Annotated in this window: 14 protein-coding genes; 6 read left to right on the top strand and 8 right to left on the bottom strand. The window is 70.5% G+C overall.

The genetic code is table 11. The features are described 5' to 3' along the window. The first annotated feature begins 139 nt into the window (after positions 1–139). A complete protein-coding gene (gene hisC / locus AVL59_RS46975) occupies positions 140–1,219 on the top strand; it encodes a histidinol-phosphate transaminase (RefSeq protein ID WP_067316619.1) in 1,080 nt (359 codons plus the stop codon). A 23-nt stretch (positions 1,220–1,242) separates the two neighbouring features. On the opposite strand, the gene AVL59_RS46970 is transcribed toward hisC, so the two are convergent. Then, positions 1,243–1,617 carry a cyclophilin-like fold protein gene (locus tag AVL59_RS46970; RefSeq protein ID WP_067316617.1) on the bottom strand — a complete coding sequence of 125 codons (375 nt, stop codon included), beginning with the start codon at positions 1,615–1,617 and terminating at the stop codon, positions 1,243–1,245. 206 nt (positions 1,618–1,823) lie between these two features. Here AVL59_RS46970 and AVL59_RS46965 point away from each other — a divergent pair, with 206 nt between their 5' ends. Genes AVL59_RS46965 through cydD form a run of 3 tightly spaced genes read left to right on the top strand, consistent with a single transcriptional unit; the run spans position 1,824 to position 7,930 of the window. Then, positions 1,824–3,332, top strand: coding sequence for a cytochrome ubiquinol oxidase subunit I (locus tag AVL59_RS46965; RefSeq protein ID WP_067316615.1), 1,509 nt, complete (start codon positions 1,824–1,826; stop codon positions 3,330–3,332). Positions 3,333–3,347: 15 nt separating this feature from the next. After that, entirely contained in the window at positions 3,348–4,367 is a 1,020-nt protein-coding gene (gene cydB / locus AVL59_RS46960; protein WP_067316613.1) for a cytochrome d ubiquinol oxidase subunit II, read from the top strand. Positions 4,368–4,426: 59 nt separating this feature from the next. After that, positions 4,427–7,930, top strand: a complete 3,504-nt coding sequence (cydD, locus tag AVL59_RS46955; RefSeq protein WP_067316611.1) for a thiol reductant ABC exporter subunit CydD — start codon at positions 4,427–4,429, stop codon at positions 7,928–7,930. A gap of 13 nt (positions 7,931–7,943) precedes the next feature. Here the strand turns inward: cydD and AVL59_RS46950 are convergent, their stop codons facing one another. The 7 genes from AVL59_RS46950 to AVL59_RS46920 form a co-directional block, all read right to left on the bottom strand. Further along, positions 7,944–8,831 (bottom strand): HAD hydrolase family protein, encoded by an 888-nt coding sequence (locus AVL59_RS46950; RefSeq protein ID WP_208870564.1) that lies wholly within the window; start codon positions 8,829–8,831, stop codon positions 7,944–7,946. A gap of 160 nt (positions 8,832–8,991) precedes the next feature. After that, positions 8,992–9,894: an LLM class flavin-dependent oxidoreductase gene (locus AVL59_RS46945; protein ID WP_067316608.1), complete on the bottom strand. Its 903-nt coding sequence runs from the start codon at positions 9,892–9,894 to the stop codon at positions 8,992–8,994. A gap of 43 nt (positions 9,895–9,937) precedes the next feature. After that, positions 9,938–10,408: a hypothetical protein gene (locus AVL59_RS46940; protein WP_067316606.1), complete on the bottom strand. Its 471-nt coding sequence runs from the start codon at positions 10,406–10,408 to the stop codon at positions 9,938–9,940. 21 nt (positions 10,409–10,429) lie between these two features. Then, complete coding sequence (locus tag AVL59_RS46935; RefSeq protein WP_079147321.1) at positions 10,430–10,978, bottom strand: RNA 2'-phosphotransferase; 549 nt, start codon at positions 10,976–10,978, stop codon at positions 10,430–10,432. 127 nt (positions 10,979–11,105) lie between these two features. Then, positions 11,106–12,044: a MerR family transcriptional regulator gene (locus tag AVL59_RS46930; RefSeq protein ID WP_067316602.1), complete on the bottom strand. Its 939-nt coding sequence runs from the start codon at positions 12,042–12,044 to the stop codon at positions 11,106–11,108. A gap of 204 nt (positions 12,045–12,248) precedes the next feature. Beyond that, positions 12,249–14,009 carry an SDR family oxidoreductase gene (locus AVL59_RS46925; protein WP_208870563.1) on the bottom strand — a complete coding sequence of 587 codons (1,761 nt, stop codon included), beginning with the start codon at positions 14,007–14,009 and terminating at the stop codon, positions 12,249–12,251. Beyond that, positions 14,006–14,848 (bottom strand): M24 family metallopeptidase, encoded by an 843-nt coding sequence (locus tag AVL59_RS46920; protein WP_067316600.1) that lies wholly within the window; start codon positions 14,846–14,848, stop codon positions 14,006–14,008. The genes AVL59_RS46925 and AVL59_RS46920 overlap by 4 nt, the downstream gene beginning before the upstream one ends. A 240-nt stretch (positions 14,849–15,088) precedes the next feature. On the opposite strand from AVL59_RS46920, the gene AVL59_RS46915 reads away from it, so the two are divergent. Both AVL59_RS46915 and AVL59_RS46910 read left to right on the top strand, forming a co-directional pair. Beyond that, positions 15,089–16,054: an ABC transporter ATP-binding protein gene (locus AVL59_RS46915; protein ID WP_067318590.1), complete on the top strand. Its 966-nt coding sequence runs from the start codon at positions 15,089–15,091 to the stop codon at positions 16,052–16,054. Continuing rightward, positions 16,044–16,961 carry a hypothetical protein gene (locus AVL59_RS46910; protein ID WP_067316598.1) on the top strand — a complete coding sequence of 306 codons (918 nt, stop codon included), beginning with the start codon at positions 16,044–16,046 and terminating at the stop codon, positions 16,959–16,961. The genes AVL59_RS46915 and AVL59_RS46910 overlap by 11 nt, the downstream gene beginning before the upstream one ends. Positions 16,962–16,975: the final 14 nt, after the last annotated feature.

Here is a 16,975-nt window from a genome sequence, read left to right as displayed (position 1 = left end):
CCGGGATGCCGCGGGGAGTGATGAGGTTCGCCTCTTGCTGACGCGCACCTGTACGCACGGGCGCCGAATCCTCATATGGTGAGGAGTATTGGAAGCCGGCGGCGTCGACGGTCCGCCGGTGGTCGCGAGGAGGACTGCGGTGAGCGAGATGAGCCCCAAGCTGCGCGCTGAGCTGGAGGGTGTCCCCACCTACAAGCCGGGCAGGCCCGCCGCGGCCGGCGGGCCGGTCGCCTACAAGCTGTCTTCCAACGAGAACCCGTATCCGCCGTTGCCCGGCGTGATGGAGAGCGTGACCGCGGCGGCCGCCAACTTCAACCGCTACCCGGACATGGCCTGCACCGGGCTGATGAACGAGCTCTCGGAGCGCTTCGGCGTCCCGCTCTCCCACCTGGCCACCGGTACCGGCTCCGTGGGCGTCGCCCAGCAGCTGATCCAGGCCACCAGCGGCCCCGGCGACGAGGTGATCTACGCCTGGCGCTCTTTCGAGGCCTACCCGATCATCACGCAGATCAGCGGCGCCCGGTCGGTGCAGGTGCCGCTCACGCCGGGCGATGTGCACGACCTGGACGCGATGGCGGACGCGATCACCGACCGGACGCGCCTGATCTTCGTCTGCAACCCCAACAACCCGACCGGCACGGTGGTGCGGCGGGCCGAGCTGGAACGGTTCCTCGACCGGGTGCCCGGTGATGTGCTGGTGGTGCTGGACGAGGCCTACCGGGAGTTCATCCGTGACCCCGAGGTGCCCGACGGTGTCGAGCTGTACCGGAAGCGGGCCAACGTCTGCGTCCTGCGCACGTTCTCCAAGGCCTACGGCCTGGCCGGGCTGCGCGTCGGTTTCGCGATCGGCCATGAGCCGGTGGCGGCGGCGCTGCGCAAGACGGCGGTGCCCTTCGGTGTCAGCCAGCTCGCGCAGGAAGCGGCGATCGCCTCGCTGCGGGCCGAGGACGAGTTGCTGGGCCGGGTCGGCTCACTGGTGTGCGAGCGCACGCGCGTGGTCGACGGGCTGCGGGCCCAGGGGTGGACGGTGCCGGAGACCCAGGCCAACTTCGTGTGGCTGCGGCTGGGGGAGCGCGCCGTCGCGTTCGCGGCGGCGTGCGAGGAGCACGGCGTGGTGGTCCGGCCGTTCCCGGGCGAGGGTGTGCGGGTGACGGTCGGAGAGATCGAGGCGAACGACATCTTCCTGAAGGTGGCGGAAGCGTTCCGCAAGGAGCTGTAGCTCCGATCGGCGGGCAAGCAGCCCTATGCGTCGATCAGTTCCACGCGTATGGGGTCGCCGTCCCGCACGGTCGCCAGGACGGCGGCGTCCCCGTCCACGCTTCCGAGGACGTTGCACGGGCTCGCGAGGCGGCACTCGTCGCCTCGCGAGATCGGCGTGGGGCCGTAGGGGAGGGCGAGGGCGTCGCCGTCCGTCCAGAAGGCCACCGTGCCCGGCTCGACGACCTGCCGGGCATCCGTTTCACGCGAAACGGACACACCCGTGTCGAAATAGACCTCCTCGCCCCACGTGTGGGCGGTGGAGACGAGCGGCAGAGCCTTGCCGAGGGCCTGCGCGGTCGGTGTGTTCTCAAGGCTCGCGATGAGGTGGCCCGCAGGCCACGAGATCCGTATCTGCATGGACCGCAATTCAACAATATGTTGAAGTCGCTGCCAAGGTCTTGACTCGAAGGCAAAGGAGGGACCCCCCTTCTGTTGCCGAAAATCAGTGCGTCATAATGGCTTGTGAATGTGAACGCGTTCACAAGCTCGCCCGTTTGCTCCCGTGATGTGCATGACAAAAGGGGCAAGCTGCCGCGACCACGGCGAAGTAAGGAGCTGACGACGTGGAAATGGCTTTGGCGCCGGAGACACTGGCGCGATGGCAGTTCGGCATCACCACCGTCTACCACTTCCTGTTCGTTCCGCTGACGATCTCCCTGGCCGCGCTCACGGCCGGGCTGCAGACGGCCTGGGTGCGCACGGAGAACGAGAAGTACCTCAGGGCGACGAAGTTCTGGGGCAAGCTCTTCCTCATCAACATCGCGATGGGTGTGGTCACCGGCATCGTGCAGGAGTTCCAGTTCGGCATGAACTGGTCGGACTACTCGCGCTTCGTCGGTGACATCTTCGGCGCCCCGCTCGCCTTCGAGGCCCTGATCGCGTTCTTCTTCGAGTCCACCTTCATCGGCCTGTGGATCTTCGGCTGGGACAAGCTGCCCAAGAAGATCCATCTGGCCTGCATATGGATGGTCTCGATCGGCACGATCCTGTCGGCCTACTTCATCCTCGCGGCCAACTCCTGGATGCAGCACCCCGTCGGCTACAAGATCGACAAGGCGAGGGGGCGTGCCGAGCTGACCGACTTCTGGGCCGTGCTGACCCAGAACACCGCGCTCAGCCAGGCTTTCCACACCCTGTCCGCGGCTTTCCTGACCGGCGGCGCCTTCATGGTGGGCATCTCGGCCTACCACCTGTCCCGCAAGAAGCACATCCGCGAGATGAAGACCTCGCTGCGGCTGGGCCTGATCACCGTGGTCATCGCCGGTCTGCTCACCGCGATCAGCGGTGACACGCTCGGCAAGGTCATGTTCAAGCAGCAGCCGATGAAGATGGCGGCCGCCGAGGCGCTGTGGGACGGTCAGAAGCCGGCGCCGTTCTCGATCTTCGCCTACGGCGACGTGGAGAAGGGCCACAACACCGTCGCGATCGAGATACCGGGCCTGCTGTCCTTCCTCGCCAACGACGACTTCACCTCGTCCGTCCCCGGCATCAACGACGTCAACAAGTCCGAAAAGCAGAAGTTCGGACCCGGCGACTACCGGCCCAACATTCCGGTGGCCTTCTGGGGCTTCCGCTGGATGATCGGCTTCGGCATGGCCTCCTTCGCCCTCGGTCTCGCCGGGCTCTGGCTGACCCGCAAGAAGTTCATGCTGCCCGAGCACCTGCGGGTCGGTGACGACGAGGTGCCGCATCTGGTCCTCTTCAAGAACAAGGCGCTCGGCCCGAAGCTGACCACCTGGTACTGGCGCATCGCGATCTGGACCCTGGCGTTCCCGCTGATCGCCAACTCCTGGGGCTGGATCTTCACCGAGATGGGCCGTCAGCCGTGGGCCGTCTACGGCGTCCTGCAGACCCGGGACGCGGTCTCCCCCGGCGTCTCCCAGGGCGAGATCCTCACCTCGATGATCGTCTTCACCACGCTGTACGCGATCCTCGCCGTGGTCGAGGTCAAGCTGCTCGCGAAGTACGTCAAGGCCGGCCCGCCCGAGCTGACGGAGGCCGACCTCAACCCGCCCACGAAGATCGGCGGCGACACCCGTGACGCCGACAAGCCGATGGCCTTCTCGTACTAGGCCGAGGGGACAGTCATGGAACTTCACGACGTCTGGTTCGTCCTGATCGCCGTCCTGTGGACCGGCTACTTCTTCCTGGAGGGATTCGACTTCGGGGTCGGCATCCTCACCAAGCTGCTGGCCCGGAACCGGCCCGAGCGCCGGGTGCTGATCAACACCATCGGGCCCGTCTGGGACGGCAACGAGGTGTGGCTGCTCACGGCGGGCGGTGCCACCTTCGCCGCCTTCCCCGAGTGGTACGCCACCCTCTTCTCCGGCTTCTACCTGCCCCTGCTGGTCATCCTGGTCTGTCTGATCGTCCGGGGTGTCGCCTTCGAGTACCGGGCGAAGCGGCCCGAGGAGAACTGGCAGCGCAACTGGGAGACGGCCATCTTCTGGACCTCGCTCATCCCGGCGTTCCTGTGGGGCGTGGCCTTCGGGAACATCGTGCGGGGCGTGAAGATCGACCAGCACTTCGAGTACGTCGGCACCCTCGCGGACCTGTTCAACCCCTACGCTCTGCTCGGTGGCCTGGTGACGCTGACCCTGTTCACCTTCCACGGAACGGTGTTCACCGCTCTCAAGACGGTCGGTGAGATCCGGCTGCGGGCGCGCAAGCTGGCGCTGTGGGTCGGTCTCGTCACCTCCGTACTGGCCGTCGGCTTCCTGGTGTGGACGCAGGCCGACAGTGGGGACGGCAAGAGCCTGGTGGCCCTGATCGTGGCGGTCGTAGCCCTGGTGGCGGCTCTGGTGGCCAATCAGGCGGGGCGTGAGGGATGGTCGTTCGCCCTGTCCGGTCTGACCATCGCGGCGTCCGTGGCGATGCTGTTCCTGTCGCTCTTCCCGAACGTCATGCCGTCCACGCTCAACGGGGACTGGAGCCTCACCGTCACCAACGCCTCGTCGAGCCCGTACACCCTGAAGATCATGACGTGGTGCGCGGCCATCGCCACGCCGCTCGTCCTGCTGTACCAGAGCTGGACCTACTGGGTGTTCCGTAAGCGGATCGGCACGCAGCACATCGCTCCTGACGCTGCCGCGGGCTCCGCGCACTGAGTTCGCCGAGGGTGTGTTTCACGTGAAACACACCCTCTGGAACGAAGGGCTTGTTTCACGTGAAACCGATCGATCCGCGTCTTCTGCGCTACGCCCGTGCCACCCGCTTCTTCCTTGTGGGGGTCGTCGGTCTGGGCGCCGTCGGCGCCGGGCTGGTCATCGCCCAGGCCATGCTCATCGCCGACGTGGTGGTCGGAGCGTTCCAGCACGGACAGTCCATCGCTGAACTGCGCACTCCCCTGCTGCTGTTGGCGGCTGTGGCCATCGGCCGATCGGTTGTCGCGTGGCTGACCGAACTCGCGGCGCACCGCGCGAGCGCGGCCGTGAAATCGGAGCTGCGCGGGCGGCTGCTGGAGCGCGCTGCCCAACTGGGCCCGGGGTGGCTGAGCGGTCAGCGGACCGGCTCGCTGGTCACCCTCGCCACCCGCGGGGTGGACGCCCTGGACGACTACTTCTCGCGCTATCTCCCCCAGTTGGGGCTCGCGGTGGTCGTCCCGGTCGCCGTGCTGGCGCGGATCGTCACCGAGGACTGGGTGTCGGCGGCGATCATCGTCGGCACTCTGCCGCTGATTCCCCTCTTCATGATGCTGATCGGCTGGGCCACACAGTCCCGGATGGACCGGCAGTGGCGGTTGCTGTCCCGGCTCTCCGGCCACTTCCTGGACGTCGTCGCCGGGCTGCCCACGCTGAAGGTGTTCGGCCGGGCCAAGGCCCAGGCCGACTCCATTCGCCGGATCACCGGCGAGTACCGCCAGGCCACGATGCGCACTCTGCGGATCGCCTTCCTCTCCTCCTTCGCCCTGGAGTTGCTGGCCACGCTGTCGGTGGCGCTGGTCGCGGTGACGATCGGCATGCGCCTCGTGCACGGCGACATGGACCTGTACATCGGCCTGGTCATCCTGATGCTGGCGCCCGAGGCGTATTTGCCGCTGCGCCAGGTGGGCGCGCAGTACCACGCGGCGGCGGAGGGGCTCGCCGCGGCCGAGGAGATCTTCGCCGTGCTGGAGACGCCCGTCCCGGCGTCGGGGACCGCGGCGGTGCCCGCGGGCGCGGTGGTCTTCGACGGGGTGACAGTCCGCTACCCGGGGCGGTCTGTGGATGCCGTGACCGACGTCCGCTTCACCGTGGAGCCCGGCGAGACGGTGGCGCTCGTGGGACCGAGCGGCGCGGGCAAGTCGACGCTGCTGAACGTGCTGCTGGGGTTCGTACGGCCCACCGAGGGCCGGGTGCGGATCGGGGGAGTCGATCTCGCGGATGTCGACCTGGAGCGGTGGCGGTCGCGGATCGCCTGGGTGCCGCAACTGCCGCACCTGTATGCCGGGACCATCGCGGAGAATGTACGGCTGGCCCGGCCCGACGCGGACGACACCGCCGTACGCGGGGCCCTCGCGGAGGCCGGCGCGCTGGAGTTCGTGGACGCGCTGCCCGAGGGAATCGACACGGTGCTCGGGGAGGACGGAGCCGGGCTGTCCGCCGGCCAGCGGCAACGGCTCGCGCTGGCCCGGGCCTTCCTCGCCGACCGGCCCGTACTGCTGCTGGACGAGCCGACGGCCGCGCTGGACGGGGCGACGGAGGCCGAGGTCGTGGCGGCGGTGCGGCGGCTTGCGGTGGGCCGCACGGTGATGCTTGTCGTGCATCGGCCGGCGCTGCTGGAGGTCGCCGATCGGGTGGTGCGGCTGGAGGGCACGGAACCGTTGGCGTACCCGGCGGACGCCGATCTTCCCAGGGGGCTCCGCCCGCTGGACCCCCGACCGTCCGCCACGCGGCTCGGCCACTTGGCAAGCGGCGCGACAGAACAGCCCCCGACGCGCCCTCGGGGTGCGCTTGCCCGGGTCTGGAGTCTCGCCGGTCCCCGACGCGGCCGGCTGCTTCTCGCGCTGCTGCTCGGGGCCCTCGCGCTCGGCAGCGCCGTCGGGCTGATGGCCACCTCCGGCTGGCTCATCTCGCGGGCCTCGCAACAGCCGCCGGTGCTCTATCTGATGGTGGCCGTGACGGCGACACGGGCCTTCGGCATCGGGCGGGCCGTCTTCCGGTACGCCGAACGGCTGGTGTCGCACGACGCCGTGCTGCGGATGCTGGCCGACACCCGGGTCGCCGTCTACCGGCGCCTGGAGCGGCTGGCGCCCGCAGGGCTGCGCACGGCTCGCCGAGGCGATCTGCTCGCCCGGCTGGTCGCCGATGTGGACGCACTCCAGGACTACTGGCTGCGCTGGCTGCTGCCCGCCGGGGTCGCGGTGGCCGTCTCGACCGCCTCGGTCGCCTTCACGGCCTGGCTGCTGCCCGAGGCCGGGGCCGCGCTCGCGGTGGGCCTCGTCGTGGCCGGCGCCGGTGTCCCCGTGATCACCGCGGCCGCGGCCCGGCGCACCGAGCGGCGGCTGGCGCCCGCCCGGGGCGTGCTCGCGACCCGCGTGAGCGACCTGCTCACCGGGACCGCCGAGCTGACCGTCGCCGGGGCGCTGCCGGCCCGTACGGCCGCTGCCCGGCAGGCCGACGGCACGCTCACCGGGATCGCCTCGCGCGCCGCCACCGTCACCGCGCTCGGCGACGGCCTCACCACGCTGATCTCCGGCCTGACCGTCACCGCCACCGCGCTGCTGGGCGCCCAGGCGGTGGCCGCGGGCAGGCTCGGCGGTGTGGCGATGGCTGTGGTGGTCCTCACCCCGCTGGCCGCCTTCGAGGCCGTGCTGGGACTGCCGCTCGCCGTGCGCCTCCGGCAGCGGGCGCGGCGCAGCGCGGAGCGCGTGTACGAGGTGCTGGACGCTCCGGAGCCCGTGCGGGAGCCGGAGCGGCCCCGGCAGGCGCCCGCGGCGCCCTTCCCGGTCGTGGTCAAGGGCCTGGCCGCACGGCACGCGGGGCAGCACCGGGACGCGCTCGCCGGGCTCGATCTCACCCTGGAACAGGGGCGCCGGATCGCCGTGGTCGGGCCGTCCGGCTCCGGCAAGACGACGCTCGCCCAGGTACTGCTGCGGTTCCTCGGCCCACAGGCCGGTTCGTACACGCTCGCCGGTGTGGACGCCTGCGCGCTGGCCGGCGACGACGTACGCCGCCTCGTCGGACTGTGCGCCCAGGACGCGCACCTCTTCGACAGCACCGTGCGCGAGAACCTGTTGCTCGCCCGGAAGGACGCCACCGAGGCCGACCTGCGCGACGCGCTGGCCCGGGCCCGGCTGCTGGACTGGGTGGACGGGCTGCCCGACGGCCTGGACACGCTCGTCGGCGAGCACGGGGCGCGGCTGTCCGGCGGGCAGCGCCAACGTCTCGCGCTCGCTCGCGCGCTGCTCGCCGACTTCCCCGTGCTCGTCCTGGACGAGCCCGCCGAGCACCTGGACCTGCCGACGGCGGACGCGCTCACAGCGGATCTGCTGGTCGCCACCCAGGGCCGTACGACGCTGCTGATCACCCATCGGCTGGCGGGGCTCGACGCGGTGGACGAGGTGGTCGTGCTCGATGCGGGCCGGGTGGTGCAACGGGGACCGTACGCGGAGCTGGCGGCCGTGGACGGGCCGCTGCGCACGATGGCGCTCCGGGAGGAGGCGGCGGAGTCGCTCGTGGGGTCGCGGTGACGGTGACGCGTGGTCAGATGTGTTCGGCGAGGAGCCGTTCGATCACGACCGCCACGCCGTCCTCGTTGTTGGCGACGGTTCGGCCCGAGGCTGCGGCGACGACCGCGGGGTGGGCGTTGCCCATCGCGTACGACCGTCCGGCCCAGGTCAGCATCTCGACGTCGTTGGGCATGTCACCGAAGGCGACGACCTCCTCGTGCGAGATGCCGCGCTCGGCGCAGCACAGGGCGAGCGTGCTGGCCTTGGAGACACCCGGGCCGCTGAGCTCCAGCAGAGCGCTGGGGCTGGAACGGGTGACGTTGGCGCGGTCGCCGATCGCGAGGCGGGCGAGGGTGAGGAAGGCGTCCGGGTCGAGGTCGGGGTGGTAGGCGAGGATCTTGAGCACGGGCTGGTCGGCGTCCGGGCCGTCGGCGGCGAGGAGGGCCTCGGCGGGCAGCAGGTTGTCCGGTATCTCCATGTGCAGCTTGGGATAGGCCGGTTCCTGGTGGAAGCCGTACGTCTGCTCGACGGCGAAGACCGTGCCGGGTGCCGCGTCGCGCAACAGCCGTACGGCGTCCAGGGCGTTCTGCCGGGCCAACTCGCGGACCTTCACGAACCGGTGGGTGCCGGGGCCGCCGTGCAGGTCGACGACGGCGGCGCCGTTGCCGCAGATCGCCAGGCCGTGGCCGTGGACGTGCTCGCTGACGACGTCCATCCAGCGGGCCGGGCGGCCGGTGACGAAGAAGACCTCGATGCCCGCGTCTTCGGCGGCGGCCAGTGCGGCGACCGTCCTCGGGGAGACCGACTTGTCGTCGCGCAGCAGAGTGCCGTCGAGGTCGGTGGCGATCAGCCGCGGCCGTAGGGCGGCGGCCGGGGTCCCGGGCTGTCTGGTCGCTGAGGTCACCCGGCCATTCTCGCGCATATGCCAGCACGGCCGTGCGGAAGTCCGCACAGATGAGTCCACGGACACATCACCGATGGCCGAAGGGCGCCGTCCGCCCCCGGGGTCACAGCGGCGCCCACGCGCTGTCATGGCGGCCGGGCGCCCCCCAGTGCCATGGCGGCCGGATGAGTCGCCTGTGTCACGGCAGCTGGGCGAGTGCCTCCATGGCGATCCGCTCGAAGACCTTCTCGTCCGCGGCGAAGTCGGAGTCAGGGATGGGCCAGTGGATCACGATCTCGGTGAATCCCAGCTCCCGGTGGCGGCCGGCGAAGTCCACGAAGGCGTCCAGGGACTGCAGCGGCCGGCCGCGGTCCGGGGTGAAACCGGTGAGCAGGATCTTGTCCAGCCCGGCCGTGTCCCGGCCGATTGCCGCGCATGCCTCGGACAGCTTCTCCGTCTGGCCGCGCAGCGCCTCGAGGGACTGCTCCGGGGTGCCGTTCTCGTACAGCTTCGGGTCGCCGGTGGTCACCCACGCCTGTCCGTGGCGCGCGGCGAGCTTCAGTCCGCGCGGGCCGGTGGCCGCCACCGCGAAGGGCAGCCGGGGCCGCTGGACGCAGCCGGGGATGTTGCGCGCCTCGTGCGCCGAGTAGAAGCGGCCCTCGAAGGAGACGGCGTCCTCGGTGAGGAGCCGGTCGAGCAGCGGCACGAACTCGGCGAGGCGGTCGGCGCGCTCGCGCGGCGTCCACGGCTCCTGGCCGAGAGCGGTGGCGTCGAAACCCGTGCCGCCCGCGCCGATGCCCAGGGTGACGCGGCCGCCGGAGATGTCGTCCAGGGAGATCAGTTCCTTGGCGAGGGTCACCGGGTGCCGGAAGTTCGGCGAGGTGACCAGCGTGCCCAGGCGGAGCCGGTCGGTGACGGCCGCGGCGGCGGTCAGCGTTGGTACGGCACCGAACCACGGGCCGTCGCGGAAGCTGCGCCAGGACAGGTGGTCATAGGTGTACGCGGTGTGGAAACCGAGCTGCTCGGCGCGCATCCAGGCCGAACGGCCGCCCTCGCTCCAGCGACGGTACGGCAGGATCACGGTGCTCAGTCGCAGACTCATGCGTCCGAGAGTAAGGGGACCGACCGACAATGACCGAAAACGGTCACCGTACGTGCCCGCTGAGCCACGGGGTGAGCAGGACCCCCGGGATGTACTCCACATGCGCGCGGTCGCCGGGCAGCGGGACGACGAGGCGGTAGCCGGGCGGGAAGCGGCGCGCTCTGACGTGGGCGAGACCGGCGAAGACGGAGCGGAGGAAGGCGGGGACGTCGTCGCGCGGGATGTCGGGGCACTCGATGTCCTCGACGGTGATCAGCGCGTCGTCCTCCGGATAGAGCCGCACGCTCACCCGGGGGAGTCCGCCGAACTCGATGTACGCCTCGTGGGGCAGGGAGCCGTCGGGGTCGGTGGTGACGCCGATGCCCGCGGCGCTGCGGCGGGTGGTCCGGTCGGCGCCGATGTCGTGGGTCACCTCGATCTCGCGTGCGTACTCGGCGGCGAGGGCGCGCAGGGCGGTGACGGCGGCTTCGGTGGTGGGCAGACGGTCGGGCGAGTGGTCCATACCACTGATCATGCCCGGACGGCCCGCCGCACGTCAGTGGCCCTCGGGAAAGCGCAGGTAGCGGGGCGGTACGGCCTGGGTGAGCCACACGCCGTTCGCGCTGCGGTGGAAGATGTGGCCGTCGCGGTGCATGGCGCCGGAGTCCACGGCGAGGACGACGGGACTGCCGCGGCGGGCGCCGACCCGGGTCGCGGTTTCGCGGTCCGCCGAGAGGTGGACGTCGTGCCGGTTCATGGGCCTGAGGCCCTCGGCGCGGATCGCGTCCAGGCTGCGGGCGACGGTCCCGTGGTAGAGGTACGGCGGCGGGGTCGCCGGGGGCAGGCCCAGGTCGATGTCGATGCTGTGGCCCTGACTGGCGCGGATCCTTGTGCCCTCGATCGCGAAGCGCCGCTTGTCGTTGGTGGCCACGACGTGGTCGAGTTCCTCGCGCGAGAAGCGGAAGCCGTGTGCGGCGGCCGCGGCGATCAGCCTGTCGATCTCCACCCAGCCGCCGTCGTCGAGGGTGAGGCCGATGCGTTCGGGCTGATGGCGCAGGTGCTTCGAGAGGTATTTGGACACCTTCACGGTGCGTCTTTCATCCATCTCTCCAGGGTGCGGGAGAGACACGGATCACGCAGGTTATTTTCGCCTGGAGGTTTGATCCACAACCAAGTGGAGTTATCCACAGGGGAATTGAGGAACTTGTGGACAACTGGTTGTCAGTTCAGGGTCATTCGCCAAGTTCGATGTGCGGACGATGTGATGAGGCGAACTCGTCCAAGGCCCTTGCTGCGACCTCCCGTTCGGCTGCCAGCGTGATGAAGGCGGACGTGTGCGCGCGACCAACGAGGCGCTCCACGGCGCCGATCGTCTCCGCGGGGAGGTCGATGGAACGCGTCTCCGTGCGCGGCTGTGGCGGTCTCCCCGTGCCCAGCCGGGTTCGCAGGTGCTGGACGGCGAACACGCGCATGGCGCGGGCGAGTTCGGCGTCCACGGTCTGCTGGGCCAGGGGGCGCAGTCGGCGAACCAGCGAGGCCGCTTCCGCCGCGTGTGCGTCCGTGCGGTGGCCGGGGTCGTCGAGATAGCGGGCGAAGACATACTCGGTGGTGAACTCCAGGAAACGGGCGGCTATGTGCTCGACCTGGACCCTCAACTCCCTCAGGTGATCCGATATCGCGGACAGCGGTACCCCGGCCGCGTGCAACTCCGCTGCCACGTACAGCTCTTGGGGGCTCGGTACGAGGAAGGTGTCCTGGTCGCCGTCGACCGGTTCCAGCACGCCGAGTTCGACGGCCTCGGCCACGGCGTCGTCGTCCGCGCCGCCGAAGCGGGCGTTCAGTTCGGCGCGGGTGATGCGGCACGGTTCCTCGTCGGTCCATGGGCCCTCCACCTCGGTCACCAGGCCGAGGACGCCGCCCAGGCCGCGGCCGGTGTCCCAGGCGTCCAGGAGATCCTTGATGGAGGCCAGGGTGTAGCCGCGGTCGAGGAGGTGGGTGATCTGGCGGAGGCGGGTGAGGTGGATGTCGGAGTAGAGATTGGCCCGGCCCTGCCGTTCGGGGCGGGGCAGGAGGCCTTTGTCCTGGTAGGCGCGGATGGTTCTCACGGTGGTGTGGGTGCGGTGGGCCAGGTCTTCGATGCGGTAGGTCGTCAGGCTCGGGGGGTCGGTCATGCGGGGTCCTTTGCGGTGACCGGAGTTGGGGCGGGCGGGGGGCGCTCGCCCGCGCCGACGGGGTGCCTCCCCCACTCTCGACTTCGCTCGAGCGGGGCCCCGTCGCCCACCCGCGCCGCTCTGGGGGTCCCCAGGCCCTCAAGGCACCGGGGGAGGCACGACTGCCCGCAGCTACGGCAATCCGCGGCTACCCCGGTGTTCTGCTCACCATTTCGGCTCCACCCGTGCGAGCCGCCGCAACACCGCCGGCGTGAAACGGGACAGCAGGTGCGCGCCCCGGGCCTCCGGTGTCACCGGTACCACCGCTCTGTTGTGGGTCACCGCGTCCAGGACCGCCTCGGCGACCTTCTCCGGAGGGTAGTTGCGCAGGCCGTAGAGGCGTGCCGAGTGCTTCTGGCGGCGGCGTTCCTCCGCCTCGTCGACACCGGTGAAGCGGGCCGTGGAGGTGATGTTGGTGTTCACGATGCCGGGGCAGATCGCCGTGACCCCGATGTCCCGCGCGGCCAGTTCGGCGCGCAGGCACTCGGAGAGCATGAGGACCGCCGCCTTGGAGGTGCTGTAGGCGGGCAGTGCCCGGGACGGCTGGTACGCGGCCGCCGAGGCGATGTTGACGATGTGGCCGCCCTGGCCGCGCTCGGCCATCCGCGCCCCGAAGAGACGGCAGCCGTGGATCACGCCCCACAGGTTGACGTCGAGGACCTTGCGCCAGTCGTCGGTGGTCGTGGTGAAGAACGATCCCGACAGACCGATCCCCGCGTTGTTGACGAGTACGTCCAGCACGCCGTACGCACGGTGCACCTTCTCGGCGAGCTTCTCCATGGCCTGCTCGTCGGAGACGTCCGCCGTCTCCGCCCAGGCCTCGGGCGCGCCGATCAGCCGGGACAGCTCGGCGGTGCGGGCCGCGGCCTCGGCGTCGCGGTCGACGGCCACCACGCGCGCTCCGGCCTCCGCGAACGCGAACGCCGTTGCTCGGCCGATGCCGCTGCCCGCGCCGGTGACCAGCACCAACTGCCCGCCGAACCGGTCGCCATGGCGGCCGGTGGCGGCCGGCTCGGTGCGGCCGCCCTCCACGGATGTCACGAACTCCTCGATCCACGCGGCCAGTTGATCGGGGCGTGTGCGCGGGATCCAGTGCTTGGCCGGGAGCGTGCGCCGGGTCAGCCGCGGCACCCACTGGTCGAGGTCGTCGTAGAGCCGCTCGGACAGGAACGCGTCGCCCTGGGGCGTGATGAGCTGCACGGGCGCGTGCGCGTACGCGTCGGGGCGCGGCCTGCGCAGCCGGGCGCGGACGTTGTCCCGGTACAGCCAGGCGCCGTGCGCCGCGTCGGAGGGCAGGGAGGGGGTCGGGTAGTCGTCGGCGGGGACCTTCTCGACCCGCTGGAGGATCTTCGGCCAGCGCTTGCCGAGCGGGCCGCGCCAGGCCAGCTCCGGCAGGGCGGGCGTGTGCAGCAGATAGACGTACCAGGACTTGGCGCCCTGGCCGAGGAGCTGGCCCACCCGGCGGGGCGTGGGGCGTTTCACGCGGGCGTTGATCCAGTGCCCGAAGTGGTCCAGGGACGGTCCGGACATCGATGTGAAGGAGGCGATACGGCCCTCCGTGCGGCCCACCGTGACGAACTCCCAGGACTGCACCGAGCCCCAGTCGTGACCGACCACGTGCACGGGCCGGTCCGGGCTCACCGCGTCCACGACCGCCAGGAAGTCGTCCGTGAGCTTCGCCAGGGTGAAGCCGCCGCGCAGCGGCCGCGGTGCCGTGGAGCGGCCGTGGCCGCGGACGTCGTACAGGACGACATGAAATCCGCAGCGGTCCGCGAGGCGTGCGGCGACCTCGGACCAGACCTCCTTGCTGTCCGGGTAGCCGTGCACCAGCACCACCGTCGGCTGCTCCGGATCGCCCAGCTCGGCCACGCACAGCTCGACCCCGCCGGTGTGCACCCGGCGCTCACGCGCACCCTTCAGCGTCACTTCTCCTCCGCCCAGCGCCGCACGTGCGGCAGATCGTCGTCCAGCCAGAACGCGCTCTGCTCGGGGTCCCGGGAGTCGGTGACCACCAGGATCTCCTCGAACTTCGCGCCCGTGCCCCGGAAGCCGAGGTGCGGTTCGACCGCCCACAGGCCCGGTCGCGGGGGGTGGTCGGAGAAGCGGTACGGCGACCACAGGGGCGACCAGCCCTCGCGGTGGCCGTGCAGAGCGTCGGCGGCCAGGCCCTTCAGGGACTGCGTGCCGAACCCGAACAGGTGCGGGGACCAGCGGCGCTGCTTCACCCGGTCCACCTTGTGAGCGATCACGCCGAAGGGATACGCCCGGTGCCGGTTGGCGTAGCCCTGGCGGACCATGAGCCGGTCCACGTCCTCGTAGATCTCGCGCAGCGGCCGCCGCTCGCGCACCTCGCGCAGGATCAGCTCGCGGTGCGCCTCCAGGTCGGCCATCAGCCGGTCCTGCACCGGGTTGACGCCGAGCGAGCCCGAATAGCCGATGTCGGCCGTGTGTCCCTCGTAGACCGGGGCCATGTCCAGGATGAACGGCATCCCGGGCTCCAGGGCGCGGTCGGTCGGGAAGAACTGCAAGGGGATGCGGAAGTTCACGAACGCCGTGCGGTCGCCGAACCAGGCGAAGGGCAGGTGGAACCAGTCCCGCACCCCTCGCTCGCGCAGCCACTCCCGCTGCATCCGCGCCGCCTCGCGCTCGGTCACACCCGGCCCGAGGCGTGCCGCGACCGCCTCCGCGCACTCGTACGCGAGGCGCTGCACCCGCCTGAACCCCCGCAGTTCCACGGAGAGTTCGCCGCTCACTTCCGTCGTCATGCCGCCCCGTCCCGTCGACTGCGGTACGCGTCCGTAACTTGACACTGGTGAATGTGACAGTTGTTAGAGGTGGCGTCAATAGGCGGGATCAAGGCCTGTGGACAACGCTCCGTGAGCGACTGTGGATAACTCTCAGGCAGGGGATCCCTTAAGGCCCCGTAATACTCGAGGCTGACGCCAAGACGGCTCTGTGGTCTGACGACCGGCGTGGCCCGCATCACTACGGTCGAAGACGTGACTGTGATCGCGACCGAAAGCCTGAGCAAGCGGTTCCCCCGGGTGACCGCGCTCGACCGGCTGTCCGTGGACATCGGACCCGGTGTGACCGGACTCGTCGGAGCCAACGGCGCCGGCAAGTCCACGCTCATCAAGATCCTGCTGGGTCTGTCCCCCGCCACGGAGGGCCGCGCCGAAGTGCTCGGCCTCGACGTCGCCACCAAGGGCGCCGCCATCCGCGAGCGCGTGGGCTACATGCCGGAGCACGACTGCCTGCCACCCGACGTCTCGGCCACCGAGTTCGTCGTCCACATGGCGCGTATGTCCGGCCTGCCGCCCACCGCCGCGCGCGAGCGCACCGCGGACACCCTGCGCCATGTCGGCCTGTACGAGGAGCGCTACCGCCCCATCGGCGGCTACTCGACCGGCATGAAGCAGCGGGTGAAGCTCGCCCAGGCCCTGGTGCACGACCCGCAGCTGGTCTTCCTGGACGAGCCGACCAACGGCCTCGACCCGGTCGGCCGCGACGAGATGCTCGGCCTGATCCGCCGCATCCACACCGACTTCGGCATCTCGGTCCTGGTCACCTCGCACCTCCTGGGCGAGCTGGAGCGCACCTGCGACCACGTCGTCGTCGTCGACGGCGGCAAGCTGCTGCGCTCCAGCTCCACCACCGACTTCACGCAGACCACGACCACCCTCGCGATCGAGGTCACCGACAGCGACGAACACCCCGACGGCACCCGCGCGGTCCGTGACGCGCTCCACGCGCGCGGCGTGGACACCCACGACGAGGGCGGCGGCCTGCCCGGCGCGGGGCGCATCCTGCTGCTGAGCGCCCCGGGCGAGGAGACGTACGACCTCGTGCGCGACGTGGTCGCCGACCTGGGCCTCGGCCTGGTGCGGATGGAGCAGCGCCGGCACCACATCTCCGAGGTGTTCACCCAGAGCGACGAGCAGCGGAAGGAGGCCGTCGGCCATGGCGGTTGACCAGCCCACGCACACGGCGGGCATGCCCGCCGTCGACCAGACCCGCATCCACGACATCGGCTACCGCGGCTACGACGGCCCGCGCCTCGGCCGCGCCTACGCCCGCCGCTCGCTGTACTCGCAGTCCCTGCGCGGCGCCTACGGCCTCGGCCGCTCGGCGAAGTCCAAGGTGCTGCCGATGCTGCTGTTCGCGGTGATGTGCGTGCCCGCGGCCATCATGGTGGCCGTCGCGGTCGCCACCAAGGCACACGAACTGCCGGTGTCCTACACCCGCTACGCGATCGTGATGCAGGCCGTGATCAGCCTGTACGTGGCCTCGCAGGCACCCCAGTCCGTCTCCCGCGACCTGCGTTTCAAGACGGTGCCGCTGTACTTCTCGCGGCCCATCGAGACCGCCGACTACGTGCAGGCGAAGTTCGCCGCGCTGGCCTCGGCCCTGTTCATCCTCACCGGCGCTCCGCTGCTGGTGATGTACGCGGGCGCGCTGCTGTCCAAGATGGGCTTCGCCCATCAGACCAAGGAATTCGCTCAGGGACTGGTCTCCGTGGCCCTGCTCTCGCTGCTGTTCGCCGGCATCGGCCTGGTCATCGCCGCCGTCACCCCGCGCCGGGGCTTCGGCATCGCCGCCGTGATCGCCGTGATGACCATCTCCTCCGGTGCCGTCACCACGCTCCAGGCCATCGCCAATGTGCAGAACAACACCGGCGTCATCCCCTGGATCGGCCTGTTCTCACCGGTCACGCTCATCGACGGGGTCCAGTCCGCGTTCCTCGGTGCGACCACGCGCGCGCCCGGAGGAGTCGGCCCGAGCACCGCGCAGGGCCTGGTCTACGTCCTCGTCGTCCTCGGACTCATCGCGGCCTGCTACGGCCTTCTGACGCGGCGCTACAAGAAGGTGGGCCTGTGACCATGCCCAGCCCG

The organism is Streptomyces griseochromogenes (assembly GCF_001542625.1).
Classification (GTDB): domain Bacteria; phylum Actinomycetota; class Actinomycetes; order Streptomycetales; family Streptomycetaceae; genus Streptomyces; species Streptomyces griseochromogenes.
The sequence above is the reverse complement of the archived record's forward strand: the minus strand, read 5'-3'. Positions and strand labels throughout refer to the sequence as shown.

What these genes read in the sequence shown, in the direction of transcription:
- AVL59_RS46970 (WP_067316617.1), bottom strand. Translation starts at nt 1,617, where the DNA reads ATGCAGATACGGATCTCGTGGCCTGCGGGCCACCTCATCGCGAGCCTT.
- cydB (WP_067316613.1), top strand. Translation starts at nt 3,348, where the DNA reads ATGGAACTTCACGACGTCTGGTTCGTCCTGATCGCCGTCCTGTGGACC.
- AVL59_RS46950 (WP_208870564.1), bottom strand. Translation starts at nt 8,831, where the DNA reads ATGCGCGAGAATGGCCGGGTGACCTCAGCGACCAGACAGCCCGGGACC.
- AVL59_RS46945 (WP_067316608.1), bottom strand. Translation starts at nt 9,894, where the DNA reads ATGAGTCTGCGACTGAGCACCGTGATCCTGCCGTACCGTCGCTGGAGC.
- AVL59_RS46940 (WP_067316606.1), bottom strand. Translation starts at nt 10,408, where the DNA reads ATGATCAGTGGTATGGACCACTCGCCCGACCGTCTGCCCACCACCGAA.
- AVL59_RS46935 (WP_079147321.1), bottom strand. Translation starts at nt 10,978, where the DNA reads ATGGATGAAAGACGCACCGTGAAGGTGTCCAAATACCTCTCGAAGCAC.
- AVL59_RS46930 (WP_067316602.1), bottom strand. Translation starts at nt 12,044, where the DNA reads ATGACCGACCCCCCGAGCCTGACGACCTACCGCATCGAAGACCTGGCC.
- AVL59_RS46920 (WP_067316600.1), bottom strand. Translation starts at nt 14,848, where the DNA reads ATGACGACGGAAGTGAGCGGCGAACTCTCCGTGGAACTGCGGGGGTTC.
- AVL59_RS46910 (WP_067316598.1), top strand. Translation starts at nt 16,044, where the DNA reads ATGGCGGTTGACCAGCCCACGCACACGGCGGGCATGCCCGCCGTCGAC.